Origin of the sequence: Cyanobium gracile UHCC 0139 (assembly GCF_034931325.1) — a bacterium.
GTDB lineage: Bacteria > Cyanobacteriota > Cyanobacteriia > PCC-6307 > Cyanobiaceae > Cyanobium > Cyanobium gracile_B.
This window is the reverse complement of the sequence record NZ_JAYGHX010000002.1, coordinates 379,730-403,540: the sequence shown is the minus strand read 5'-3', so window position 1 is coordinate 403,540 and position 23,811 is coordinate 379,730. Positions and strand designations below refer to the sequence as shown.

Here is a 23,811-nt window from a genome sequence, read left to right as displayed (position 1 = left end):
AGATGCCAGCTGGCCCCGTCACCCCGGCACTTCAACAGTTGTTGATGCCCTCCGGACCTTGACATCGGGCCTCCGAGGCGGATCTTTTCGGCGTGGCGCTGATGTTCCTTACAGCTTCCTTTCTGCGTTTTCAGAGCGAACATTCAGCGGGCCGTTGTCTGCTCCAGACTTCAGGCCGGCGACGTTCCCTCCACCTCCCCCTCTTCGTTGCGCTGCCCCTCGAAGGCCCGACCCATGGGCTCGGCCGCCAGCCCCAGCTCCTCGCGCAGGTAGCGGGCCAGCCCGTCGCTGTTGCCGTGGGTCACGTACACCTGCCGGGCGCCGCAGTCCCGGACCGTGCGCAGCAGCCCGTCCCAGTCGGCGTGGTCACTGAGGGCGAAACCCCGCTCGAAGCCCCGCCGCCGCCGCGCGCCCCGCACCGCCATCCAGCCGCTGACGAAGGCGGTCTGGGGGCTCGTGAACCGCCGCATCCACGGCGAGCGGTGGGCCGAAGGCGGCGCCAGCACCAGGCGACCGGCCAGGGAGGCAGTGCGGGGGAGCTCGCTGAGGGGTCGGGTCGGCGGCAGCACCACCCCCTGGCTCCGGTAGGGCTCCATCAGCGCCTGCACCGCCCCATGCAGCAGCACCTCCTCCTCCACCCCCAGCGCCGCCAGCTCCGCCAGCAGCCGCTGGGCCTTGCCGAAGGCGTAGGCGAACAGCAGCGAGGGCTGCTGGGGTGCCCCACGCCACCAGGCCAGGATCTCGGCCGCCACCTGCTGGCCGGGCCGCCACCGGTAGATCGGCAGGCCGAAGGTGGCCTCGGTGATCAGCACGTCGGCGCTCACCGGCTCGAACGGTGCGCAGCTGGGGTCGGCATCGCGCTTGTAGTCGCCACTGATCAGCCAGGTCTCGCCGCCGGCGGTGATCCGGATCTGGGCCGAGCCGAGCACGTGCCCGGCCGGATGGAATGACACCAGTGCCTCACCGATGCGCCGCTCCTCGCCATAGGGCACCCCCGTCAGTTCGATGCCGGCCCCGAGCCGCTGGCGCAGCACGCCCTCACCCGGACGCGCCGCCCAGTAGGTGCCACAGCCTGGCCGGGCGTGGTCGGCGTGGCCGTGGGTGATCAGGGCCCGGTCCACCGGTCGCCAGGGGTCGATCCACGCCTGGGCCGCCGGGCAGTAGAGCCCCTGGGGGGTGAGCTGGAGCAGGCCGTCGGGCGGCAGGGCCATGGCGCGCTGATGCCGCCGCAGGGGGATGTCCGCATCCTGGCGGCCCGGCGCCGTTGACGGTGAGGGGGCTCGCCACTAGCCATGGGGCAGCCATCACCCCGGGCCCGATGTCACTGGACACCCATCGCGAGGAGCTGGAGGCCACCGCGGCCGCCCTGGCCCGGCCGGGCACCGGCCTGCTGGCGGCGGACGAATCCACCGGCACGATCGGCAAGCGATTCGCGGCGATCGGCCTCGAGAACAGCGAGGAGAACCGCCGTGCCTACCGCACCCTGCTGGCCACCGCCCCCGGACTCGGCGAGACGATCAGCGGCGTGATCCTCTACGAGGAAACTCTCTACCAGGAGGCGGCCCCGATCCCGGGCCGGCCGGCCGGATCGATCGTCGATCTGTTCAAGGAACAGGGGCTGGTGGTGGGGATCAAGCTGGATCTCGGGGTGGAGCCCCTGGCCGGCGGCCTGGTCGGCGAGACCTGGTGCACGGGCCTGCGGGGGCTGCAGGAGCGCGCCGCCCGCGCCTACGCCCGCGGTGCCCGCTTCGCCAAATGGCGGGCCGTGCTGCGCATCAGCGCCGATGGCTGTCCCTCGGAGCTGTGCGTGCGTGAGAACGCCTGGGGCCTGGCCCGCTACGCCCGCACGGCCCAGGAGGAGGGCCTGGTGCCGATCGTGGAGCCGGAGATCCTGATGGACGGCGACCACGACATCCTCACCACCGCGGCGGTGCAGGAGTGGGTGCTGCGCAGCGTCTACGAGGCCCTCGGCCACAACGGGGTGTTCCTGGAGGGCACCCTGCTCAAACCCTCGATGACCCTGCCCGGCGCCGAGGGCCCCGGCCGTCCTGGCCCCGCCCAGGTGGCGGCCTACACCGTGCGCACCCTGCGCCGCAGCGTGCCCCCGGCCGTGCCGGCGATCCTGTTTCTCTCGGGGGGCCTGGGGGAGGAGGAGGCCAGCGTGCTGCTCTCGGCCATCCATGCCGCCGACCCGGGCGCCTCCTGGCACCTGGGTTTCTCCTACGGCCGGGCCCTGCAGCATTCCTGCCTCAGCCACTGGAAGGGGACCGACACGGCGGCGGGCCACGCGGCCCTGCTGGCCCGCGCCCGGGCCAACGGCGCCGCGGCCCGGGGGGCTTACGTGGCCGGCTCTGAAGCCTCCAGCGATGCCGCCTCGCTGTTCGTGGCCAACTACACCTACTGAGTCGGGCGTGCTCAGGCGCTCATCGCCAGCATGCGCTCGATCGGCACCAGCGCCCGCTGGCGGATGTCCTCGTCGAGCTCGATCGCCGGCGCCATGGTGTGCAGGCACTGCCACAGCTTCTCCAGCGTGTTCAGCCGCATGTAGGGGCAGGCGTTGCAGCTGCAGCCATCGGCCCCAGGCACCTCGTGGAAGCGCTTCTCCGGTGCCCGCCGCCGCATCTGATGGAGGATGCCCGGCTCGGTGAGCACGATGAAGGAGGAGGCCAGGCTGCTCTGGGTGCGCTGCAGCAGCTTGCTGGTGGAGCCGATGAAGTCGGCCAGGTCGAGCAGGTGCTGCTGACACTCCGGATGGGCGATCACCTCGGCCTCGGGGTGTTCCTGGCGCAGGCGCAGCAGGGCCTGCTCGCTGAAGGTCTCGTGGACGATGCAGCTGCCGGGCCAGAGGGTGAGCTCCCGGCCGCTCTGGCGGGCCACCCAGCGCCCCAGGTTCTGGTCGGGGGCGAACAGGATCGGGCGATCGGCCGGCAGCTGCTGCACCAGGTGAACCGCATTGCTGCTGGTGCAGATCAGGTCGCTCTGGGCCTTCACCGCCGCGGAGCAGTTGATGTAGCTCACCACGAGGTGGTCGGGGTGGCGCTGGCGGAAGTCGGCGAAGGCGTCGGCGGGACAGGCATCGGCCAGGCTGCAGCCGGCCTCCAGGTCGGGCAGCAGCACCGTGCGGCCGGGATTGAGGATCTTGGCGGTCTCCGCCATGAAATGGACGCCGCAGAAGACGATCACCTCGGCATCGGTGCTGGCGGCGCGGCGGGAGAGCTCGAGGGAATCGCCGATGAAATCGGCGCAGTCCTGGATGGCGTCGTCCTGGTAGTAGTGGGCCAGGATGATGGCGTTGCGCTCCCGTCTGAGCGTTTCGATCGCAGCAGCCAGCTCGGCTCGGGGCGGCACCAGATGTGGTGGGTGGGTCAGCGTCTGCGTGAAGACCAACCGATGCCCCTTCTCATGCACGATGATCCCACTCTAGGAAGCGGTTGGTATTGGCTGAGCTGAACATCGCCATCGCGGGGGATCTGCACGACCAGTGGGATCGCAGTGACCACGACGTGCTGGATCGGATCCGTCCGGATGCCCTGCTGCTGGTGGGTGACCTCAGCGACGGCAAGTGCCGCATTCCCGAACTGCTCGCCACCCTGGAGCTGCCGATCGCCTGCGTGCTGGGCAACCACGATGCCGGCAAGGATGGCAGTGGCCGCACCCTGCGCCGCCAGCTGGAGCTGCTCGGTGAGCGGCACTGCGGCTGGGGTCTGAGGGAGCTGCGTCCCCCCGGGCTGGCGGTGGTGGGCGCCCGTCCCGGCACCGCCGGGGGCGGCTTCCACCTCTCGAAGGCGGTGCGATCGGTCTACGGACCGGTGGGCCTGCAGGAGTCCGCCGAGCGCATCAGCCGGGCGGCCCTGGCCGCCGATCCCCAGCTGCCGCTGATCCTCCTGGCCCATTCCGGCCCCAGCGGCCTGGGCACCCAGGTGGACGACCTCTGCGGACGGGACTGGAAGGCGCCCGCCTGTGACTGGGGGGATCAGGATCTGGCCCTGGCGGTGGATCAGATCCGCCGCCGACGCCGCCTGCCCCTGGTGGTGTTCGGCCACATGCATCACGCCCTCTGCCATCACCAGGGGGAACGGCTCAGCTTCCGCCGCGACGCCCAGGGCACCGCCTTCCTCAACACCGCCTGCGTGCCCCGCCATGGCGTGGATCAGCGGGGCCGGGCCCTGCGCCACTTCAGCTGGGTCGTCTTCTCCGATGGCGATCTGCGCCACATCAGCCACCGCTGGTACGGCATCGACGGCGCCCTCCATTACGAGCAGACCCTCTGGACGGCGGCCCTGCCGGCGGCGGGGGTGCTCAGCCCTTGCTGATCCACGCCTGCGTCAGCAGCCATGGCTTCGGCCACGGATCCCGCACGGCTTCGGTGCTTTGCGAGCTGGCCGCCCTCAGGCCTGACTGGCGGCTGGTGGTCTCCAGCGGGCTGCCCCAGCCGTTCCTGGAGCTGTCCTTCGGCTCGGTGCCCTTCGAGCTGCGCCCCTGCCGCTGGGACGTGGGCGTGATCCAGGCCGATGCCCTTGGTGCCGATGCCGACGCCACCCTGACGGCTCTCGAGCGGCTGGAGGAGACGCTGCCGGCGCAGGTGGAGCGCGAGGCCCGCTGGCTGGCTGACCAGCGGCAACCGGTGCTGGTGCTGGGGGATGTGCCTCCGGCGGCGGCCCTGCTGGCCCGGCGGCTCGGGGTGCCGCTCGTGTGGCTGGCCAGCTTCGGCTGGGACACGATCCATGCCCCCATGGGCCCGGCCTTCGCTCCCTGGGTCGATCGGCACCGGCAGCTCTATGGCCAGGGCGATCTGCTGCTCCATTGCCCCCTGTCCCTGCCGATGGAGTGGGGGGTGCCCCAGGTGCGGCTGGGCCTGACCAGCTCCCGGCCCCGGCTGGATGGCGAGCGGTTGGCCCGGGAACTGGTCCTGCCGGAGGACCGGAAGCGGGTGGTGCTGGTCAGTTTCGGGGGCCTGGGCATGGCGATTGATCCGGGGCTGCTGGCCCTCTGGCCGGACCACGTCTTCATCGGACCCGAGCCGCTGCTGGCCACGGTGCCCAATGGCCGTTGTCTGCCGCAGGGGGTGCGCCCCCTCGACCTGATGCCCCTGGCCGGACGGCTGATCACGAAGCCCGGTTACAGCAGCTTCTGCGAGGCCTTAAGCCAGGGGGTGGGCATCCATCTGGTGCACCGGAGCGGCTTCGCCGAGGCGCCGGTGCTCGAGGAGGACCTGCGGAACCACGGCTGGCACCGGCTGCTCAGCCAGGAAGCCTTCCGTCGGGGTGATTGGGAGCTGGACCAGCCCCTGTTGCCCCCCCGGTGCGGTCCCTTGGCGGTCGATGGAGCTTCCACTGCGGCAGGGACGCTCGTGGCCTGGCTGGAGGGGCGATCAGCACTGCCTATGGGGCAGAGCTTCAGGATTTGATCATCTGTTCATCGAATCCAGGAAAAATCAGTCCCTGGCTCTTATCGGAATGCAAAACGTCATTCTTGATACCAGTAGACAGTTATTCGACCGGCACAAATAAGGAATCGATTCTGCTGGTTCATCGGCAAATTACCGCCAAGTCCCGGCGGCATGAATTCACTTTTTCTGTCACGGGATCACTGGCTCTTCCTGTTGTCGTTCTCCAGAAGACCTGGTCACACCAAGCGCATCAAGCCGGATTGACTCTGTTGTCCCTGCAACAGGTCTTCCCCCACTTGTCCTTCACGACCTCTCCTCTTGCCGAACCTTCAGCGCACTCCCTTGCTTCTCGCCCTCGCAGGACTGGGTCTGAGCCTGGCCGCGCCGGTCAGGGCCGCCGAGGGCTCCCAGACCTTGGGGGGGGCTTCGATCGCCGCCCCAGGCTCCACCCGCGTCGCGATGCTCACGCCCTTACCGGCCGCCCCCCGGGTCTTCGCCATCACCCCGGAGCGTCGTGCCCTGCTCAACACGATCCGCTACGCCGAGGGAACCTGGGCCAACGGTCATGAAGTCGGCTACCGGATCCTCTTCGGCGGCAGCCTGTTTCACTCCCTGGACCGCCATCCCAACCGCGTCATGCGTACGGCCCGCTACGCCAGTGCCGCCGCTGGCGCCTACCAGTTCATGCCCTTCACCTGGGACATGGTCACCCGCGCCCTCGGTATCCCCGACTTCGGTCCCGAATCCCAGGACCAGGCCGCCCTGTTCCTGGTCCAGCGTCGCGGTGCCCTGCACCTGGCCGACCGCGGTGAGCTGACCCCCGATCTGGCTTCCCGTCTGGCACCGGAATGGGCCTCCTTTCCCACCCTGGCCGGCCGCAGCTTCTATGGCCAGCCTGTGAAGCGCCTGAACGACCTGCGCCGCTTCTACGAGCACAACCTGGCCCAGCTCCGCAGGGAAGCCGCCGCCGTCTGGGAAGATGTGGCCATCCGCCAGGTGCCCCCGGCCTGCAACGATGCCAGCCTCTCCTGCCAGCTGGAGCGCGTCAGCGCCCCGGCGGTGAGCGCTCCCTGAGCGCTTACCCCTCCCCCTTCCCCTCCAGCCTTACCCCTCCGAGGGTCTTCTGGGCGATCAGGTAAGCCAGCACCGCCGCACCGAGAAACCCCAGAACATTGCGCAGCAGCGGCAGCACGTCGTGGGTGCGGGTAATGATCGGTCCCATGCCCAGGGCGACAAACAGGATCACCCAGAGGGGCGAGAGCAGCAACACCCAGGTCCATTCCACCCGGCGGCCCTCCTGGCGGGGGAAGGCGGCGAACCCCACGATCAGCCCGCCCAGGATGGACGTGCACAGGGTCAGGATCCACTGCTCCTGGGGCAGGCCAGGCACCACCTGGCAGCCGCCGATCGCCAGGCACCCCTTCACGGCGTGGATGGCCGAGAGGATCGATCCGTCCTCGCCGTGGTCCCGCACATAGAACTGGTTGCCGTAGCGGGTCTGGAGTTCCACCCAGAAAGTGCGGGGCATCAGGGCGAACAGGGCTTCGCCGACGTTGAAGTTCAGCAGGTTGCCGCCACGGGGATCGGCCACCAGCAGCAGGCTGCGCTCGTCAAGGTCCCAGAAACCCTTGACCGCCAGGCCGGGGGTGCGCTCGTACTGGGTCAGCACCCGCAGCTTCCAGCCGCTGGTGGCTTCGAAATCCTCCAGTTCGCTCTCCAGGGCCCCCCGCTCGCCATCGGTGAGGGCCTTGGCCAGGTCGATCACCGGAGTGGGGTGATCGGGCAGCAGCTGGGGGTTGTCCGCCGCCAGGGCAGGGCCAGTGGGGCCCGGCAGCACCCAGGTGACGAGAACGAGGCAGGCGGTGGCGAGGGCGGCACCCAGCCGCCGTCCCAGGGCGCCGCGCCGTTGCTGCCCTCCCCCGCGCCGTTGCCGAGCCACCGTCTCCGCCGTCGCTGCCGCCATCACCATCGTTCCATCGTCCATCGGTCAGCATTCTCACCGAGTCCCCTTGACGCCGCGTGACCACGACCCACCCCGGCACCCCGCCGGTTCCCGACTGGCTGGCCCAGCGACTGCGCGCAGCGGGTGGTTCGGTGCCGTTCCTCGACTACATGAACTGGGCCCTGCACGATCCGGAGCACGGCGCCTATGGCAGCGGCCGGCTCCAGATCGGCCCCGGGGGTGATTTCGCCACAGCCCCCTCCCTGGGCGAGGAGTTCGCCCGCCTGCTGGCACCCCAAGTGGCCGAATGGCTGTCCCTGCTCCCCCCCGACGAACCCCTGGCCCTGGTGGAGACCGGACCGGGGGAGGGGCAGCTGGCCCAGCAGCTGGCCGAAGCGCTCCTGGCCGGCTGGCCCTCCCTGGCCGGGCGCACCGAGCTGGTGCTCGTGGAGCCGAATGCCGGCATGGCCGAGCGCCAGCGCCGGCGGCTCGCCTCCTGCCCCATGCCCGTGCGCTGGGCCGATGTGCGGTCCCTGGCGGGCGCACCGCTGCGCGGCGTGGTGCTGGCCCACGAGGTGCTCGACGCCCTGGCCGTGGAGCGGATCGAGCGCCGGGGTCACCACTGGTGCCGGCAGAGGGTCGTACTGGAGGACGGGGGGCTGCGTCTGGAGGCCGGTGAGCCCCTCTCCGGGGCCCTGCTCGACCCGCTGGCCGACCTTGGACTGCTGCCCCTCGACGAACGCCGTCCAGAGGGCTGGTGCAGCGAGCTCCATCCCGGCCTGGCCCCCTGGCTGGCCGCCTGCGCCGGAGCCCTGGCCCAGGGCTGGCTGCTGGTGATCGACTACGCCCACGAGGCCCGGCGCTACTACGCGCCCCAACGCAGCAACGGCACCCTCATGGCCTACCGCCGTCAGCGGGCCAGCGACGACCCGCTGCGCGAGCCGGGCCACTGGGACCTGACCGCCCACCTCTGCCTGGAAAGTCTGGAGGCGGCCTCCCGGGCCGGAGGCTGGCAGCCCCTGGCTGTCTGCCGCCAGGGGGAAGCCCTGCTGGCCCTCGGTCTGGCCCAGCGTCTGCATGACCTCCAGCAGGAATGCGGCACGCCGCTGACGGACCTGCTGCAGCGCAGGGAGACCCTGCTGCGGCTGGTGGATCCCGCCGGGCTCGGCGAGTTCCGCTGGATCGCCCTGCGCCGGGACGGCGAGACTCCGACCCCGGCGACGGAGCCCCTGTTCCTGAGGCCACCTTCGGGATGAATCCAGTGAGCTTCGCGGGACTTCAGCGTGCCTGTACTTCTTGGCCCCGCGTTACATCCCCACACATAAGATTGAGCATTCCTGCTCAATCCTTCAGGCGACATCAGGTGTTGAGGTTAGGTTGAAACGACTTGCAGAGGAGCGGCCATGGACAGGCTTCTGGGTGATCAAGCGGGTGATCGTGCCATGGCTCCTGGCAGTGATCAGCTGACTGCCAATGGGGCGTTGAACGATGACCCCGTTGAGCGTTACTTTGCCTGCATCACCACCTGCTCCCTGGATGACGGTGACTGCATCACCATCTGCACTGAGCAGCTGCGGGAGAGCCACTGAGGCCGCTCAGAACCACTCCGACTGGGCCTCGTCGCGGGGATTGACGTTGGCGTGGGGGGTGGTGCGGCGGAACTCCATGGTGATGCTGCGCTTCTGTTCACCATCGGCCGCCAGAGCCTCGATCGGGTAGAGCTGCTGGCCGTCGCGGAAGGGCACCTGCAGGCGGAACGTGCCGTCGGCGGAGAGGGGAACGACCTCACCGCCGATGCTGAGCCGGGCGGAGGGATCGGTGGCGCCATAGACGATCAGCTCGGCATCGGCCACCAGCCAGAAGGATCGCTGGCGGGGAGCCACCCCACCGATGCCGGAACCGCTGCGGCCGGAGGCCCAGGGGCCGGCGCCGGAGGCGGAGAAGTCACTGCCGCCGGCGAGACCAGCGGCGGAATCGATCTCGTGGAAGGCCTCCGAGCCGCGGCCCAGGCGGCGCCAGGGGCTGGTGGCGCTCTGGTAGAGCCTTTCGTGGAGATCGTTGACGATCTCCCGGGCCGGGACTGCCCCAGGCGCCGACTCGGCGGTGGGGGGCATGGAGAAGGCAACGAAGGGATCAGGGGTGGTCAGGGCCGGTCCGTCCAGATCGGGCACATGGGCGGTGGCGGAAAAGGCCATGGAGATCCAGCCGCCGCTGCCGCCCTTGCGGAAGCCCAGCTCCACCCGGTAATCGCGGCCGGACAGGGGCACCGGGAGGTACCACTCGCTGGCCTGGCTGTCGACCACCACCTCCTGGAGAGTGTGGGGATGGGTGGAGCCGCCATCAAGGCCCGTGACGTCGGCGACACGCAGGCAGAGCTGGGTGGCCCCTTCGGCCAGGGCCCGCTTGCGGTCGGCCGGCTCGACGAACCAGCGCACCTGCGACCACTGGGGATCACGGGGAACGAAGGCCACCCAACTGCCTCCACCGCCATACGCCTGGGGCGCGGGGTCAGGGCTGGAGAGCGTCGTTGCCGGTGGCGTGGCGGAGGCGGTCTGCTCCACCACGGACGCGGATGGATCGGGCTTGGCCGTCTCCCCCTGGCCACCAAGCCCGATGGTTCTGGCCAGGGCGCCGAGTCGTCGCAGGGGCTGGCTCAGGATGTTTTTGAACCGGCTGGGACGACTTCTCATGGGCCGTGGTGAATAAAACCTTCCGGTGATGGTCTCTGATCCGCGGGGATCGCGCCTTCCCTGTCAGCGAAAGACCACGGTTGAACCCCGCTTCGGCGCGGCGATGCCAGGAGGAGCCCCCCGGATCGGGCTGCCATGTCAGGGGGCGCCGATCGAAGTGGCGACCGCGAGGGCGGCCCTGATCGTGGTGGGATCGACGTCGTCGCGGATCGTGACCGAGCCCACACCGGTGGGCAGCACGAAGCGCACCTTCCCCTGGCGCACTTTCTTGTCCGCCTGCAGGGAGACCAGCACCGCCTCGGGATCCAGGTCCGGCCAGTCCATGGGCAGACCGGCGGCCGCAATCAGACGTCGCTGGCGGTCCTGATCGGCCTGGCTCCAGAGTCCCATGGCCACGGCGATGTCACCGGCCGCCAGCATGCCCAGACCCACGGCCTCGCCGTGGAGCCAGGTGCCGTAGCCACTGAGGTTCTCCACCGCATGCCCCAGGGTGTGTCCGTAATTGAGGATCGCCCGCAATCCCCCTTCCCGTTCGTCAGCCGCCACCACCCGGGCCTTGGCGGCGGCGGAACGCTCCAGCAGCCGCTGCAGGAGCACCGGGCCGAGGGCGTCCCGGCTGGCCAGGCCCCCGCTGGGATCCCGCTCGGCGGCGGCCTCCAGATCCCGGAACAGAATCCCGTCGCCGATGACGGCGTACTTGATCACCTCCGCCATGCCGGCCCGGAACTCCCGCTCCGGAAGGGTCGCCAGCACCAGGGGATCGATCAGCACCAGCTTCGGCTGGTGGAAGGCGCCGATCAGGTTCTTGCCGCCGGGGTGGTTCACGCCGGTCTTGCCGCCGATGGCCGCATCCACCATCGCCAGCAGGGTGGTGGGCACCTGCACCACGGCGATGCCCCGCAGCCAGGTGGCGGCGGCGAAGCCGGCCATGTCCCCCACCACGCCGCCGCCGAGGGCGACGATCAGGGAGCTCCGCTCCAGGCGGTGGGCGAAGGCGGCGTCGTGGATGGCCGCCACCGTGGCGGGGTTCTTCTGTTCCTCACCCGCCTCGATCACGAGCGTCCGCACCACAAAGCCGGAGGCCTCCAGGCTCTGCAGGGCCCGAGCGCCATGGAACGCCTCCACGTCGGGATTGGTCACCATCAGCACCCTGGTGCCGCTCGGGATCCCCCGTTCCAGCAGGAAGAACCCGAGATCCCCGAGCAGGCCCCCACCGATCAGGACCGGGTAGGGATCGGCAGCGAGGGACACCGTGATGGTGCGGGACTCCTGCGGCACGTGAATGGGGCGAGGGTGGTCCGAGGCTAGGCCTGGGGCGACAGGCGCCGGACCACCTCCAGTACCGCCTCCCCGTAGCTGGCCAGCTTGGCGTTGCCGATCCCGGTGAGGCCGGCGAGCTCATCCAGGCAGGCGGGGCGGCGTTCGGCGATGGCGACCAGGGTGCGGTCGTGAAAGACGACATAGGGAGGCAGGCGCTGCTGCCGGGCCTGCTCCAGCCGCCAGGCCTTCAGGGCCGCCAGGAGTTCCGGATCGACGGACTCGGGGATGGCCGATGGCGTCGCGCTGCCCAAAGGGGAGCGGCCCCCACGCCGCTCCCGGGCCGGAGGCGGCAGCCGCACCTCCAGGCGCGACTCCCCCCGCAGCAGCGGCCGCACCAGCGCATCGGGGCCGAACTGCAGGCCACCGTGGCCATCGGCCGCCGCCACCAGGTAGCCCCTGGCGGTGAGCTGGCGGAACAGGCTGCGCCACTGCAGCCGGTCCAGCTCCCTGCCGATCCCATACACCCCCAGCCGGTCATGGCCAAGGCTGCGGATCCGGGTGGTGTCGCCCCCCAGCAACACGTCCACCAGGTGGGCGGCCCCGAAGCGTCCGCCGGTGCGGTAGACGGTGGAGAGGGCCTTGCGGGCCGGCTCGGTCACATCCACGGCCTGGCTCGGCTCCAGGCAGACGTCGCAGTTGCCGCAGTCGCCGCTGCCCGTCTCACCCAGATAGTCGAGCAGGATCCGCCGGCGGCAGCTGGAGGTTTCGGCGAAGCCGATCAGGGCGTCGAGCCGGCCGTGCTCGATGCGCTTCTGGGCCGGATCGGCGTCGGACTCCTCGATGAAGCGGCGCAGCGGTGGCACGTCGGCGGCGCCGTGCACCATCCAGGCGATGGCGGGCAGCCCATCGCGGCCCGCCCGGCCCGTTTCCTGGTAGTAGGCCTCCAGGCTCTTGGGCAGGTCCACATGGGCCACGAAGCGCACGTCCGGCTTGTCGATGCCCATCCCGAAGGCGATGGTGGCCACCACGATCACGCCGCTGCCATGGCGGAAGCGCTCCAGGGCGGCGCTGCGCGTTTCCGCCGCCAGGCCGGCGTGATACGGCAGGGCGTCATGCCCCTCGGCCTTGATCAGGGCTGCGAACTCCTCCACCCGCTTGCGGGAGCGGGCATAGACGATGCCGGCGTGGCCCCGCTGGCTGGCCAGGAACTCCAGCAGCTGGCGCTTCGGCTCGCTCTTGTCCCGCAGCAGGTAGCGGATGTTGGGCCGATCGAAGCTGGCCAGGAACACCGCCGCCTGCTCCAGGCCCAGGCGCGCCACGATCTCGGTTCGGGTGCGCGGATCGGCGGTGGCGGTGAGGGCGATGCGGGGAACGGTGCCGAAGCGCTCGGCAAGCACCGCCAGCTGCAGGTATTCGGGCCGGAAATCGTGGCCCCACTGGGAGACGCAGTGGGCTTCGTCGATGGCGAACAGGGCCAGGGGCAGATCGGCGAGCCGCTCGATCAGATCACCGTTCAGCAGTCGCTCCGGGGACACGTAGAGCAGATCCAGCCCGCCGGCCTGCAGCTCCCGCCAGGTGGCGGCGGCCGAGGCGCCGCTCTCGGCCGAATGCAGGGCGGCCGCCCGCACGCCCGCCTGCCGCAGGGCCCCCACCTGGTCCTGCATCAGGGCGATCAGGGGTGACACCACCACCGCCGTGCCCGGCCGGCAGAGGGCCGGGATCTGATAGCAGAGCGACTTGCCGCCACCGGTGGGCATCAGCACCAGGGCCGACCCCCCCGCACAGACGTGCTCGACGATGGCGGCCTGGGGGCCCCGGAAGGCGTCGTAGCCGAAGACCTCCCGCAGCACCTGCTTCGGCGTCGGCGTTGGGGTCATGGGGAAAGGGGTGGGGCGGCACCAAGGGGGCTCCTGCCTCGGTTCCGATTGTGCAACGCCCCGGCTCCGGCAGGATGCACCCATGGCCCGACCCACTCCCGCCGCACCGGCAGCCACCCGCTCCGCCTGGGCGTTCCTGACCCCCGCCCTGGTGCTGCTCGCCGTCTCGGTGCTGATCCCGGCGGCGATGGCCCTGGTGATCAGCTTCACCCGCACCGGGCTCGATGTGGCTGAACCGCTCACCTTCGTGGGGCTGGCCAACTTCCGCCGCCTGCTGGCGGACCCGATGCTGCTGCGGGTCACGGGCACCACCTTTCTCTATCTGGTGGGGGTGGTGCCACCGATCGTGCTCGGTTCCCTGGCCCTGGCGGTGCTGGTCAACCGCCAGCTGCCCGGCATCCACTGGTTCCGGGGCGCCTTCTATACCCCGGTGCTGGTGTCGCTCGTGGTGGCGGCGATCGCCTTCCGCTGGCTCTACGCCGAGAACGGCCTGGTCAACGGCTGGCTCGGTGCCCTGCTGGGGGATCGCTTCTCACCGATCGGCTTCCTCACCTCCACCGGCCTGGCCCTGCCCTCGGTGATGCTCGTGACCCTCTGGAAGGGCCTCGGCTACTACATGGTCATCTTCGTGGCCGGCCTGCAGGGGATCTCCGCCGATCTCTACGAGGCGGCGGCCCTTGACGGCAGCGAGGGCTGGCGGCGGCATCTGGACATCACCCTGCCCCTGCTGAGGCCCTACATCACCCTGGTGGCGGTGATCTCGGCGATCGGGGCCACCAAGGTGTTCGAGGAGGTCTACCTGATGACCCAGGGGGGGCCGGCCGACAGCACCCGCACGATCGTTTACTACGTCTATGACCAAGCCTTTTCCGAGCTGGAGATCAGCTACGCCTGCACCGTGGGGCTGGCCCTCTTCCTGATCGTGCTGCTGCTCAGCCTTCTCCGCTACGCCTTCGCCGCCGAGAACCCGCTCCAGTGATCCCTCGCCAGGGGGTCTCGACGCCCTGATGGCAGGCTGGTTGCCGCTTCCAGCCACCAACCCCAGGGTGCAGATCATCGCGGACCCCCTTCCCCAGGCCACGCCGTCACCGATCGACGCCATCGGCATCGTCGGCGGCGGCCAGCTGGCCTGGATGCTGGCCGAGGCCGCCGGCGATCTCGGTGTCGCCGTGCACGTGCAGACGCCCGGTGTCGAGGATCCGGCCACCCGTGCCGCCGCCAGCGTGGTGCTGGCCCCGGTGGATGACGTGAGCGCCACCCGGGAGCTGGCCGATCGCTGCGGCGCCATCAGTTTCGAGAACGAGTGGATTCCCCTCGAGGCCCTGCGGGCCCTGGAGGGACCCGCTCTGCGATTCCTGCCGGGCCTCGACGCCCTTCAGCCCCTGGTCAGCAAGGCGGGCCAGCGACGGCTGCTCGGCGATCTGCATCTGCCCGCCCCTCGCTGGTGCCCGCTGGCCGATGTGCTCCAGCCGGATCCGCCCCTCCCCCCTGCCGGCGACACCGACGGGATTTCGCCGGCGGGCCCAGCGCGCCCACTGCAGACGCCGGCGGTGCCGCGCCTCCCCGACGGCTTCGCCTTTCCCCTGATGGCCAAGGCCAGCCGGGGCGGCTACGACGGCCGGGGCACGGTTCCAGTGGCCGACCTGGGGGCCCTCGAGCAGCTGCTCGATCGCGTCGAGCCGGACGACTGGATCCTCGAGGAACTGGTGGGTTTCGGGCAGGAACTGGCGCTCGTGGCCTGCCGCGACCGGCAGGGACAGGTGGCCTGCTACCCCCTGGTGCAGACCCACCAGCACAACCGTGTCTGCGACTGGGTGCTCTTCCCGGCACCGGTGGACCACCGGGTGGAGGTGTTCGCCCGAAACGTGGCCGCTTCCCTGCTCACCGCCCTGGATTACGTGGGGGTGCTGTCGATCGAGTTCTTCTACGGGCCCGCGGGGCTGCAGGTCAACGAGCTCGCCCCCCGCACCCATAACTCCGGCCATCTGACGATCGAGGCCTGCCGCACCAGCCAGTTCGCCCAGCAGGTGCGGATTGTTGCTGGCCTGCCCATGGGCTCCACCGAAGCCGTGGTGCCCGGGGCCCTGATGATCAATCTGCTGGCGCCGGAGGCCGGTGATGACGACCAGCTCCCGCGCCGCCGGGCGCTCGAGGCGCTTCCGGGAGCCCATCTGCACTGGTACGGCAAGCGGGGCGGTGGGGTGGGCCGCAAGCTGGGCCATCTCACCCTGCTGCTGGATGGCAGCAGGCCGGAGGAGCGGGAGCTGCAGCGGCAGCGGCTGCTGGCCGAGGTGCGGGCCATCTGGCCGCTGCCCCACTGACCCGCCTAGGATGGGACTGGACTGCTGTGTTGGTGACTGCCTTTCACAGTTTTCTGATCTGACTCCCTTTCGACACGGGGAGTCTTCAGCGAAGGCAACGTAAACCGGCTTCCATGCCGGAAACGAAGCCCCGCCCCTGACTCCCCTTCTGGTTCATCCAGGTCGAACACTGGGGCAAGACGGCACGGCGGTCCACCCTTTTCATCCCATTCCGATCGCCCCGTGCGGGCATGCTGGGGACAGGTTGTCCCGCCGCCGTGAACAGCGAGCCTTCGAGCTTCCAGCAAGCGTTTGAGCGCCTGCTCGCCCGCGCCCCGGGTCCGGTGTTCCCGCGAGCCCGGGCGCTTTACCTCCAGAAATACCCCCTGGAAGGGGAGTCCGGCAGCGAGTTCCGCACCTTCCTGCTGGAGGAGGAGATCCAGGAAAGTGCCGGTGGCGCCCTGCGGATCCGGGCCCTGGCGCTGGCGATCGTGGCCTGGGGCCAGTCCCGCTTCGATCCGGACGCTGCCGGGGCCTACCTGGAGCGCCGCTGGGGACTCCACCCCGGCGATCTGCAGGAGGTGCCCGGGGCGAGCTGGTTCCGCGACAGTGGCGCCTATGGCCGGTTCGGCACCCCGGCCGTCTATGAACGGGTGGCTCCCACCAGCCTGCTCAGTTCGTCAGCCGATCCAGTTCCTCCTGCAGCTGATCCCGGCTGAGCCGGGTGACCACGAACACCTCCTGGGCCGTACTGCCGCGGCGGGCCAGCAGCTTGTGGCCTCCGGTGATCGGGCTCGACACCCGCAGCCGCAGGCCGGCGCTGCGGCCCCGGACCCGGGTGATCACCGCCGGGGTGATCGTGTCGATCTCCGGCAGGGTTGCCAGCCTCCTGAGCAAGGGGATCAGGCCCTCCACGTAGGTGCTGTGGGTGATCACCAGCCGAGCCATGGGTGCAGCTCAGCCTTGGCCCAGGGGCGCCATCGTCAGCCCCTCGGCGGAAAGCAGCTGGTGATAGAGCTCCCCCTGCTCGAGCGGGCCGCTCCAGACCACCGCCGACCCTTCGCCGTCGATGCGGTGGGCCAGCTCCCAGGCCCGATCAGGCTGCATGCCGGGCAGATGGCGCACGAGCACCTCGACCACGTGCTGAAAGGTGTTGACGTCGTCGTCGAGCACGATCACGTTGACACCGGGGTAGTGCTCGGACCGGCGCTGGGCGATCGGGGCGGGACTTCTCGAGGGGGCGACGACCATGGGCTTGCAACGGCTGCCGGTCACCAGCGTAGGTAACATGCGCGGAGTCTTGAACCGGGCCCGATGTTGATCACCCTTGGTTGGTCCGCCCTGGCGGCCATCTTCACCTTCTCGATCGCCATGGTGGTGTGGGGCCGCAACGGTGACAACAGCATCGGTTTCTGATCTGGCCTTCCCCACCACCACCCTGCTGGCGGGCCTGGCTTCTGCCCTGCTTCTCTTCGTGAGCGTGGGCGTGATCTATCTCTCCACCGTCGAATGGCGGGACCGGCGTCGGCGCCGCGCCAGCGAGGGCCGTAACCGCTGATGGGGGCCCCCACGGTGCCTTCGGCGTGAATCCGGCCGATCCGGCCCCCCAGAGGCCCTCCGTCCAGCCCTGGGCCACGCGCAGCGTCCGGAGCCGCCGGTATCTGGCGTGGTCACCAACCACGGAGCAATCAAGGGAGCAGACGCCGCACCCCACCTTCCCAGGCTTCATCCAGACGGCGTTTCCATGAGCGGCCCGTTCGATACTCTGCGCCGCTCCGTGGTGGCCTCGGCCCTGCCGCGCCTGCCCCGGAAGCTGCTGCTGCCGCCCCTGCCGCTCACCACGGTCACCCTGCTGCTGCTGCTGCTGCTGCCGAGCCTGACCCTGTGGCGCTGGCCCCGGCCCCGGGCCCAGGGACTCGAACAGCTGATGGCGGTGAGCAGCCTGCTGCAGAGCTTTCCCGCCAGCCCCGAACGGCCGGTTCCGGCGCTCTGGCGCGAGCGCCTCGGGGAGGTCCCCGCCACCCGGCTTTGGCGCGAGCAACGCCGTACCTGGTGGCAGTTCTGGGGACCCCACACCGACGGCGGCGCCTACCTGGTGGTGCAGGAGACCACTGGCGCCGGAGCCCGGAGGCCCCTGCCTGCCGATGGCCTGCGGGTGGGGAATCTGCTGGTGCTGGCACCCGATCCCCTCTCCCGGCGCCTGCTGCAGGACCAGCTGCGGCCGGACCAGCGCGCTGGCCGCGGACTGTTCAGCGCCTGCCTGCCCCGCCTGGAGAGCGGCCAGGGGGTGTTCTGGAACGCCTCTGGACTCGGGGCGCTGGTGGGGCCCCTCGCCCCCCTGCTGGAGGCCTATCAGGAGGGCTGTCTGTCCCTTTCGCTGGAGTCCTCCGAGGTGCGCTGGCGAGGCGAAGCCTCCGACCGCCCCGCCGCAGCCGGCCCGGCGGGCAGCTTGAGAACCATGGAGCTGCCTCCCTCCTCGAGGCCGCCCCTGCCCGCTGATCAGCTGCTGGAACTCCAGGGCACCTCCCTCGAGCAGCTGTTCCGCGGGCTGCTGGCCCGCCAGCTCATCCGGGATCCCCTGGCGGCCCGCTACGGCATCGACACCAAGGGACTCGCGCTGCTGCGCCGTTCCCCGTTCCGGCTGCGGCTCCAGCCCCAGGCCAGCGGTCCCTTCCAGGCCTCGCTCGAGCTCCAGGTGGCCGTGGGGGCCGATCGCCAGGGCTGGCGCCAGTTGCTGCTGGGGCTGGCCCGTGCCCTGCAGGCCCAGGGGCTGGAGGATGGCCCCGGCGCCACGACGACCTCCCAGGCGCTGGCCGCCACCTGGAGTCGGAAGGACGGGGTGGTGCTGGGGGGGTGGCGCTGGATCGGCGAGAGCGGGCCTTCGCCCCAGCTGCTGCTGTTCCTCGGTCCGGTGCCCGGCCGCTGGCAGACCATGGCGATGGCGGGGGCGAGTGCCCCGGCCAGCGGCGAGCTCTGGTTGCGGGTTCGCCCCAGGGGGCTCGACCAGCTGGGCCTGCTGCCCGAACCGTTGCCGGAGCTGGTGCGTCGTGCCGACCACCTGTGGATGGAGGCCGTTCCCGGCGAATCCACCACCGGTGGCGCTGGCCTCAGCTGGCTGAAGGGACGCCTTCAGGTGAGCCGCTGACACCCTGACGCTCCCGCCGCCGCCTCTCGGCGGCCACGGTCTCCTCCATGAGTTCCACGGCCATGGTCATCTTTTCAAGGTTGCTGGCGTAGAGGGCGAGGTCCTTGTCAAGCCGGTCGCGCAGCAGACCCATCGACGCTCCGATCTCGTGGGCCAGCTGCCGCAGGGCCTGGGGCTCCATGGCGTCGTCGGCCAGGGCCTGCTCCAGCAGGGCCAGCAGGCCGACGGCCATCAGGCGGGAGTAGTGGAAGTCGGGCCGGCGGATGCCGGCGAGCGCGGTGGCCACCGGCGCCGGCGCCCCCTCCCCCTGGCGCTCGATCCACTGGCGAACATCGGCCTGACTGTGGCGACCCATGGCGGTCAGGGCGTCATTGCACTGGCGGCGCAGCTCGGGGCCGTCGTAGCCGGAGGAGGCGCACAGGGCGTCGAAGAGGGGGCCCTTCTGGGACTCGGGGCGATAACCCCGGGCAAAGCCGTCGAAGACCTGAACGAGGCCGACGGCGAACAGGGGATCACTCTGGAAACCCTTCTGACGGCTGAGCAGGTGGAGCTCCACAAGCAATTCGTCGACCATGCGCCGGTAGAGAGGACCGATGACATGGGGGAAGGCGCCATGGAAGGCGCGTTTGCTGTCGGCGACGGTGAGAGCAGCGCTCACGCGGTTGGATTCTTCGTTGCTGCGACCTTAGCGCTGCAGGCACTCGACCCGATCGGCGGCTGGGTAGGATCGTTTCAATCGCCTGTCTGGAGCCCATGATCCCGATCGTCATCGAGGAGTCGGGTCGCGGTGAAAGAGCCTTCGACATCTATTCCCGCCTGCTGCGCGAGAGGATCATCTTTCTCGGCGAACCGGTGACGGCGGAATCCGCCAACCGAGTCGTGGCCCAGCTCCTGTTTCTGGAGGCTGAAGATCCTGAGAAGGATATCTTCCTCTATGTCAATTCCCCGGGCGGTTCGGTTTACGACGGCCTCGGCATCTTTGACACGATGCAGCACATCAAGCCTGACGTGCAGACCGTCTGCGTCGGCCTGGCGGCCAGCATGGGTGCCTTTCTGCTCTGCGCCGGCGCCAAGGGCAAGCGCAGCAGCCTCAGCCACTCCCGGATCATGATCCATCAGCCCCTCGGCGGAGCCCGGGGCCAGGCCAGCGACATCCGCATCCAGGCCGATGAGATCCTCTATCTGAAGGACAAGCTCAACCGCGAACTGGCCAGCCGGACCGGGCAGGATCTCGAGCGGATCCAGATCGACACCGACCGGGATTTCTTCATGTCCCCGGCCGAAGCGATGGCCTATGGCCTGATCGACAAGGTGATCGAGAAGCGGCCCGTTCGCCCCGTCTGAGCTGCAGGCGCCGACAAAAAAGGGCCTGCAGGAGCAGGCCTTTTTTCATGGCGCTAGAGCCGACATTCAGGAAGCGTCGCTGGTTTCGGCCACGGCGGCACCCTGAGCGGGAGCTGCCGCCAGGTCGGCGGCCGTGAGCAGGGGGGAGAAGCGATCCTTGTCGGGAATCGAGGCGAACTCGGAGACAATCAGGCGGAATTCGTCACCATCGAGACTTTCCTTCTCGATCAGCAGCTCGACCAGCCGGTCCATGCAGGAACGGTGGTCGGCCACGAGCCTGACGGTGTCGGCGTAGCAGCTCTGGACGATCTGGCGAACAGCCTCATCGATCTTGTGGGCGATGGCGTCGGAGACATCGCTGCGGGTCATCAGGTCGCGGCCCAGGAACACCTCCTGGTTGCCGGCCTCCAGGGACATCGGACCCAGGTCGCTCATGCCGAAGCGGGTCACCATCTGGCGGGCCATCGACGCCACCTGCTGGATATCGCCGCCGGCGCCGGTGGTCACTTCGGAGTGGCCGAAGACCACGTCCTCAGCGGCACGGCCACCGAGGGCGCCCATGATGCGAGCCCGCAGCTGGGCACGGCTGACGAGCATCTGTTCCTCGTCGGGGGCGAACCAGGTGAGGCCCTGGGCCTGCCCCCGGGGGATCAGGGTGACCTTCTGGACCGGATCGTGCTGCTTCACGAGGGTGCCCACCAGGGCATGGCCCACTTCGTGATACGCAATCAGCCGTTTGCTGCGGCCATCGGTCAGGGGTTTGCCTTCCATGCCGGCAATAATCCGGTCGACGGCGTCGTCGATCTCGGCCAGGCCGGTGGCCTCCTTGCGCCGACGGGCGGTGAGGATCGCCGCCTCATTGAGCAGGTTGGCCAGGTCGGCGCCGGTGAAGCCTGGGGTGCGGCGGGCGATCATCTCGAGGGAGACGTCGTCGGCCAGCTTCTTGTTGCGGCTATGCACCTTGAGGATCGAGAGGCGTCCCTTGATGTCGGGAGCGTCGACCTGCACCTGGCGATCGAAGCGACCGGGCCGCATCAGGGCCGAGTCCAGAACGTCGGGGCGGTTGGTGGCGGCGATGATGATGATGCCGCTGTTGCCCTCGAAGCCATCCATCTCGGTGAGCAGCTGGTTGAGGGTCTGCTCCCGCTCGTCGTTGCCTCCGCCGATACCGGCACCACGCTGACGGCCGACGGCGTCGATCTCGTCAATGAAGATCAGGCAGGGGCTGTTTTCCTTGGCCCGCTTGAAGAGGTCCCGGACCCGGCTGGCACCGACCCCGACGAACATCTCGACGAATTCCGAACCGGAGAGAGAAAAGAAAGGAACACCGGCCTCCCCGGCGATCGCTTTGGCGAGCAGGGTCTTGCCGGTGCCCGGGGGGCCCACCAGCAACACGCCGCGGGGGATCTTGGCCCCCACCGAGGTGAAGCGCTCGGGCGTCTTGAGGAAGGTGACCACTTCCTGGAGATCCTGTTTGGCCTCCTCCACCCCGGCCACGTCATCGAACTTGACGCCGGTTTCCGCCTCCATGGCGAAGCGGGCCTTGGACTTGCCGAACTGCATGGCCTGACCTGGTCCCCCCGGCATGCCGGAGGACCGCCTGGCCAGGAAGATCAGTGAACCGATCAGAAGCAGCGGGAACAGCAGGTTGCCCAGCAGACCGAGGGCGGGCGGGGTGGACTTGGGCGGATGGACATCGAAGCTGATGCCCTGATCCTTGAGCTTGTTGATCAGCTCGGGAGCCACTCCGGGGAGATCGACCCGCAGGCGCTGGACGCGGTTGTCGAGGTCAGGATCCACGGCCTCGATCACGGCGGTGCGTCCCCCGTCATAGATGTCAACGGCAGTGACGCGTCCGGCCTCCACGTAATCGAGGAAGCGGCCGTAGCTCATGCGGGCCACCGCCGCATTGCGGGGAGCCGTGGTGTCGCCGCCGCTGCCGGCGGGGGCCAGACGTCCCCCGGAACTCAGCAGTTGCCAGCCCAGGAACAGGGCCACGGCGAGCGGTAACAGCCACAGGGCAAGGACACGCCAGCGCTGATTCATGGTTGTGAAGCTTTCGGACAACCTTAAGAGCGCAGGGCCCGTAACCGGGAGCGTGGCGGCCCCGCCGCGGACGGCTCAGCTGGCCTGGAGCCAGGGGTTGAGCTCGATGCCGCCGGCGGCCGCCTCGGGCACCGGGGCCGATTCCATGATCAGTTCGCGGGCCTCGATCGATTCGAGCAGCTCCGGACCGCCCAGGCCGTGTGTCCAGATCTCCACTTCGCTCCTGTCCGGACACTGAAAGGTCAGGAGTTCGAAAGGAAAGACGACCCGCTCAAGGAAGAACTGCTCCGGCCCGATGCAGCGCAGGATGACCATGCGGTCGGATCCGTTCCGGTAACCGCAATCCACCTGTTCCGTCCTGGCCAGTTGATCCAACACCTTCATGCGGCGACGTCCATACCATCAAGCCATTGCGGCTGTGGGGATTCGGTGACGAAGGCGACGGATTGCCAGTCTTAATCTTTTCTTCTGTTCTCCCTGGGCCCAGGACGGACTAGCTCCGGGGCTTCCGGCTCCGCCGGGCCATCCCCACGACTCGGACTGGTCCTGCGCCCCACCCCCTTCAGAGGCTCCTGAGGGCCGCGATCGGATCCAGGCGGGCGGCCCGGCGTGCTGGCACGACCCCGAAGAACAGGCCGATCGAACCGGAGAGCCCCACCGTCAGCATGACGGTGCCGGCCTCGATGGTGGCCGGCAGGGGGGTGAACGCCGCCACCAGACCGACGGTGCCCAGGCCCAGGGCACTGCCGATCACCCCGCCGAGGCTGGCCAGCACCAGGGATTCCACCAGAAACTGGAGCAGGACGTCGCTGCTGCGGGCTCCGAGGGCCTTGCGCAGGCCGATCTCCTCGGTGCGTTCACTCACCGATACCAGCATGATGTTCATGATGCCAATCCCGCCCACCAGCAGGGACACGGCGCCGATGGCCCCGAGCATCAGGGTGAGACCGCCGGTGATCGTTCCCACGATCGTGAGCGCATCCTTCTGAGAGCGCACGGCGAAGTCGTCCTCCCGCAGGATGCGGTGACGCTGGCGCAGCAGGTTGGTGATCTGGAAGGCGGCGGCCCCTGTGCTCGCCTCATCCTTCGCTTCCACGCTGATGAAGGTGAGGCTGATGCCGAAGGTGGGATCCCGCCCGCTCAGCTGGCTCACCATCGTGGTGAGGGGGATGTAGGCGTTCTCGTCCTGGTTGGAGCCGAACACCGCCCCCTTCGGCTCCAGGATGCCGATCACCTCGAAGGACTTGTCGCGGATGCGCAGCTGGCGGCCCAGGGCCTCCCCCGTGGGCATGAGCTTCTCCTGCAGGTCGGGCCCGATCACCACCACGTTGCGGGCGCCCTGCACGTCACGCTGATCGATGAAGCGGCCCCGGGCCACTTCGAAACTGCGGACTGGCAGGAACTCCGGCGTCACCCCCGAGACCGAGACCGAAGAGCTGAAACCGCCGGCCTGGGCCACCTCGTTGAGGGTGATCTGCGGCGCGACGCGGCTGACGCTCGGCACCTGCTCGGCGATCGCCTTGGCGTCTTCCAGCACCAGGGTCCTCGGCATCTCGATCCCCTGGCGCCGTGTGTCGTTGTTGCCGGGCACCACGAACAGCACGTTGGCGCCGAGGGTGCTGAGCTGGCTCTCCGCCAGGTTCTGGGCCCCGCGTCCAACCCCCACCAGCGTGATGACCGAGGCGTTGCCGATCACGATGCCGAGCATGGTGAGCAGGCTGCGCAGACGGTTGGAGCGCAGCGTCAGCAGCGCCATGGACACGGTCTCGCTCAGGGGCAGCTTGGAGGCCATGGCGGCGCAGCCGGGGAGGCTTCGGT

General features: G+C 69.5%; 25 protein-coding genes and 1 other RNA gene. 14 read left to right on the top strand and 12 right to left on the bottom strand.

Features of this window, described 5'->3' with window-relative positions; translation table 11 throughout:
- Window positions 1–170 precede the first annotated feature (170 nt).
- Window positions 171–1,211 (bottom strand): ligase-associated DNA damage response exonuclease, encoded by a 1,041-nt coding sequence (locus VB738_RS05290; RefSeq protein WP_323304750.1) that lies wholly within the window; start codon window positions 1,209–1,211, stop codon window positions 171–173.
- Window positions 1,212–1,318: 107 nt separating this feature from the next.
- Here VB738_RS05290 and VB738_RS05285 point away from each other — a divergent pair, with 107 nt between their 5' ends.
- Window positions 1,319–2,404 (top strand): class I fructose-bisphosphate aldolase, encoded by a 1,086-nt coding sequence (locus tag VB738_RS05285; RefSeq protein WP_323304749.1) that lies wholly within the window; start codon window positions 1,319–1,321, stop codon window positions 2,402–2,404.
- 11 nt (window positions 2,405–2,415) lie between these two features.
- Here the strand turns inward: VB738_RS05285 and nadA are convergent, their stop codons facing one another.
- On the bottom strand, window positions 2,416–3,351 hold the full coding sequence (gene nadA, locus VB738_RS05280) for a quinolinate synthase NadA (protein ID WP_416233154.1): 936 nt from the start codon (window positions 3,349–3,351) through the stop codon (window positions 2,416–2,418).
- Window positions 3,352–3,437: 86 nt separating this feature from the next.
- Between nadA and VB738_RS05275 the strand changes: the two genes are divergently transcribed.
- The 3 genes from VB738_RS05275 (at window position 3,438) to VB738_RS05265 (ending at window position 6,463) form a co-directional block, all read left to right on the top strand.
- Complete coding sequence (locus VB738_RS05275) at window positions 3,438–4,313, top strand: TIGR04168 family protein (protein ID WP_323304747.1); 876 nt, start codon at window positions 3,438–3,440, stop codon at window positions 4,311–4,313.
- Window positions 4,307–5,407 carry a hypothetical protein gene (locus VB738_RS05270; protein ID WP_323304746.1) on the top strand — a complete coding sequence of 367 codons (1,101 nt, stop codon included), beginning with the start codon at window positions 4,307–4,309 and terminating at the stop codon, window positions 5,405–5,407. The genes VB738_RS05275 and VB738_RS05270 overlap by 7 nt, the downstream gene beginning before the upstream one ends.
- A gap of 324 nt (window positions 5,408–5,731) precedes the next feature.
- A complete protein-coding gene (locus VB738_RS05265) occupies window positions 5,732–6,463 on the top strand; it encodes a glycoside hydrolase family 104 protein (RefSeq protein WP_323304745.1) in 732 nt (243 codons plus the stop codon).
- Between the two features lie 4 nt (window positions 6,464–6,467).
- Here the strand turns inward: VB738_RS05265 and VB738_RS05260 are convergent, their stop codons facing one another.
- Window positions 6,468–7,352, bottom strand: coding sequence for a TPM domain-containing protein (locus tag VB738_RS05260; protein ID WP_323304744.1), 885 nt, complete (start codon window positions 7,350–7,352; stop codon window positions 6,468–6,470).
- Between the two features lie 56 nt (window positions 7,353–7,408).
- On the opposite strand from VB738_RS05260, the gene VB738_RS05255 reads away from it, so the two are divergent.
- Window positions 7,409–8,587, top strand: coding sequence for a class I SAM-dependent methyltransferase (locus VB738_RS05255; protein ID WP_323304743.1), 1,179 nt, complete (start codon window positions 7,409–7,411; stop codon window positions 8,585–8,587).
- Window positions 8,588–8,734: 147 nt separating this feature from the next.
- Complete coding sequence (locus tag VB738_RS05250) at window positions 8,735–8,920, top strand: hypothetical protein (protein ID WP_323304916.1); 186 nt, start codon at window positions 8,735–8,737, stop codon at window positions 8,918–8,920.
- A gap of 6 nt (window positions 8,921–8,926) precedes the next feature.
- On the opposite strand, the gene VB738_RS05245 is transcribed toward VB738_RS05250, so the two are convergent.
- The 3 genes from VB738_RS05245 to recQ form a co-directional block, all read right to left on the bottom strand.
- The gene (locus VB738_RS05245) at window positions 8,927–10,021 is read right to left on the bottom strand and encodes a DUF4912 domain-containing protein (protein WP_323304742.1); all 1,095 of its coding nucleotides are present in this window, start codon (window positions 10,019–10,021) and stop codon (window positions 8,927–8,929) included.
- Window positions 10,022–10,159: 138 nt separating this feature from the next.
- On the bottom strand, window positions 10,160–11,299 hold the full coding sequence (aroB, locus tag VB738_RS05240) for a 3-dehydroquinate synthase (RefSeq protein ID WP_323304741.1): 1,140 nt from the start codon (window positions 11,297–11,299) through the stop codon (window positions 10,160–10,162).
- 26 nt (window positions 11,300–11,325) lie between these two features.
- Window positions 11,326–13,158, bottom strand: coding sequence for a DNA helicase RecQ (gene recQ, locus VB738_RS05235; RefSeq protein ID WP_323304740.1), 1,833 nt, complete (start codon window positions 13,156–13,158; stop codon window positions 11,326–11,328).
- Between the two features lie 82 nt (window positions 13,159–13,240).
- Here recQ and VB738_RS05230 point away from each other — a divergent pair, with 82 nt between their 5' ends.
- From VB738_RS05230 to VB738_RS05215, 4 genes are all read left to right on the top strand, one after another.
- Window positions 13,241–14,137 (top strand): sugar ABC transporter permease, encoded by an 897-nt coding sequence (locus VB738_RS05230; RefSeq protein ID WP_323304739.1) that lies wholly within the window; start codon window positions 13,241–13,243, stop codon window positions 14,135–14,137.
- Window positions 14,138–14,165: 28 nt separating this feature from the next.
- Window positions 14,166–15,479, top strand: coding sequence for a 5-(carboxyamino)imidazole ribonucleotide synthase (locus tag VB738_RS05225; RefSeq protein ID WP_416233152.1), 1,314 nt, complete (start codon window positions 14,166–14,168; stop codon window positions 15,477–15,479).
- A 15-nt stretch (window positions 15,480–15,494) separates the two neighbouring features.
- A non-coding RNA gene (ssrS, locus tag VB738_RS05220) (6S RNA) lies at window positions 15,495–15,677 on the top strand.
- A 59-nt stretch (window positions 15,678–15,736) separates the two neighbouring features.
- Entirely contained in the window at window positions 15,737–16,177 is a 441-nt protein-coding gene (locus VB738_RS05215) for a hypothetical protein (RefSeq protein WP_323304737.1), read from the top strand.
- On the opposite strand, the gene VB738_RS05210 is transcribed toward VB738_RS05215, so the two are convergent.
- Together VB738_RS05210 and clpS are read right to left on the bottom strand one after the other, a co-directional pair.
- The gene (locus VB738_RS05210) at window positions 16,131–16,406 is read right to left on the bottom strand and encodes a DUF2103 domain-containing protein (protein WP_323304736.1); all 276 of its coding nucleotides are present in this window, start codon (window positions 16,404–16,406) and stop codon (window positions 16,131–16,133) included. The genes VB738_RS05215 and VB738_RS05210 overlap by 47 nt on opposite strands.
- A gap of 9 nt (window positions 16,407–16,415) precedes the next feature.
- The gene (gene clpS, locus VB738_RS05205; RefSeq protein ID WP_323304735.1) at window positions 16,416–16,709 is read right to left on the bottom strand and encodes an ATP-dependent Clp protease adapter ClpS; all 294 of its coding nucleotides are present in this window, start codon (window positions 16,707–16,709) and stop codon (window positions 16,416–16,418) included.
- Window positions 16,710–16,772: 63 nt separating this feature from the next.
- Between clpS and petN the strand changes: the two genes are divergently transcribed.
- The 3 genes from petN (at window position 16,773) to VB738_RS05190 (ending at window position 18,603) form a co-directional block, all read left to right on the top strand.
- Window positions 16,773–16,874 (top strand): cytochrome b6-f complex subunit PetN, encoded by a 102-nt coding sequence (gene petN, locus VB738_RS05200; RefSeq protein WP_015108283.1) that lies wholly within the window; start codon window positions 16,773–16,775, stop codon window positions 16,872–16,874.
- Window positions 16,852–17,016, top strand: a complete 165-nt coding sequence (locus tag VB738_RS05195; RefSeq protein WP_323304734.1) for a hypothetical protein — start codon at window positions 16,852–16,854, stop codon at window positions 17,014–17,016. Before petN ends, VB738_RS05195 begins: the two co-directional genes overlap by 23 nt.
- A 186-nt stretch (window positions 17,017–17,202) precedes the next feature.
- Entirely contained in the window at window positions 17,203–18,603 is a 1,401-nt protein-coding gene (locus VB738_RS05190; RefSeq protein WP_323304733.1) for a hypothetical protein, read from the top strand.
- Here the strand turns inward: VB738_RS05190 and psb29 are convergent.
- Entirely contained in the window at window positions 18,566–19,261 is a 696-nt protein-coding gene (gene psb29 / locus VB738_RS05185) for a photosystem II biogenesis protein Psp29 (RefSeq protein ID WP_323304732.1), read from the bottom strand. The two genes, VB738_RS05190 and psb29, sit on opposite strands and share 38 nt — an antisense overlap.
- A gap of 95 nt (window positions 19,262–19,356) precedes the next feature.
- Between psb29 and clpP the strand changes: the two genes are divergently transcribed.
- A complete protein-coding gene (clpP, locus tag VB738_RS05180; RefSeq protein WP_015108279.1) occupies window positions 19,357–19,947 on the top strand; it encodes an ATP-dependent Clp endopeptidase proteolytic subunit ClpP in 591 nt (196 codons plus the stop codon).
- Window positions 19,948–20,013: 66 nt separating this feature from the next.
- Here clpP and ftsH read toward each other — a convergent pair whose 3' ends face one another.
- The 3 genes from ftsH to VB738_RS05165 all read right to left on the bottom strand — a co-directional run bounded on the left by ftsH (window position 20,014) and on the right by VB738_RS05165 (window position 23,785).
- Entirely contained in the window at window positions 20,014–21,993 is a 1,980-nt protein-coding gene (gene ftsH, locus VB738_RS05175; RefSeq protein WP_323304731.1) for an ATP-dependent zinc metalloprotease FtsH, read from the bottom strand.
- Window positions 21,994–22,068: 75 nt separating this feature from the next.
- On the bottom strand, window positions 22,069–22,377 hold the full coding sequence (locus VB738_RS05170; protein WP_323243059.1) for a DUF1830 domain-containing protein: 309 nt from the start codon (window positions 22,375–22,377) through the stop codon (window positions 22,069–22,071).
- A gap of 178 nt (window positions 22,378–22,555) precedes the next feature.
- Window positions 22,556–23,785, bottom strand: coding sequence for an ABC transporter permease (locus tag VB738_RS05165; protein WP_323304730.1), 1,230 nt, complete (start codon window positions 23,783–23,785; stop codon window positions 22,556–22,558).
- Window positions 23,786–23,811 lie beyond the last annotated feature (26 nt).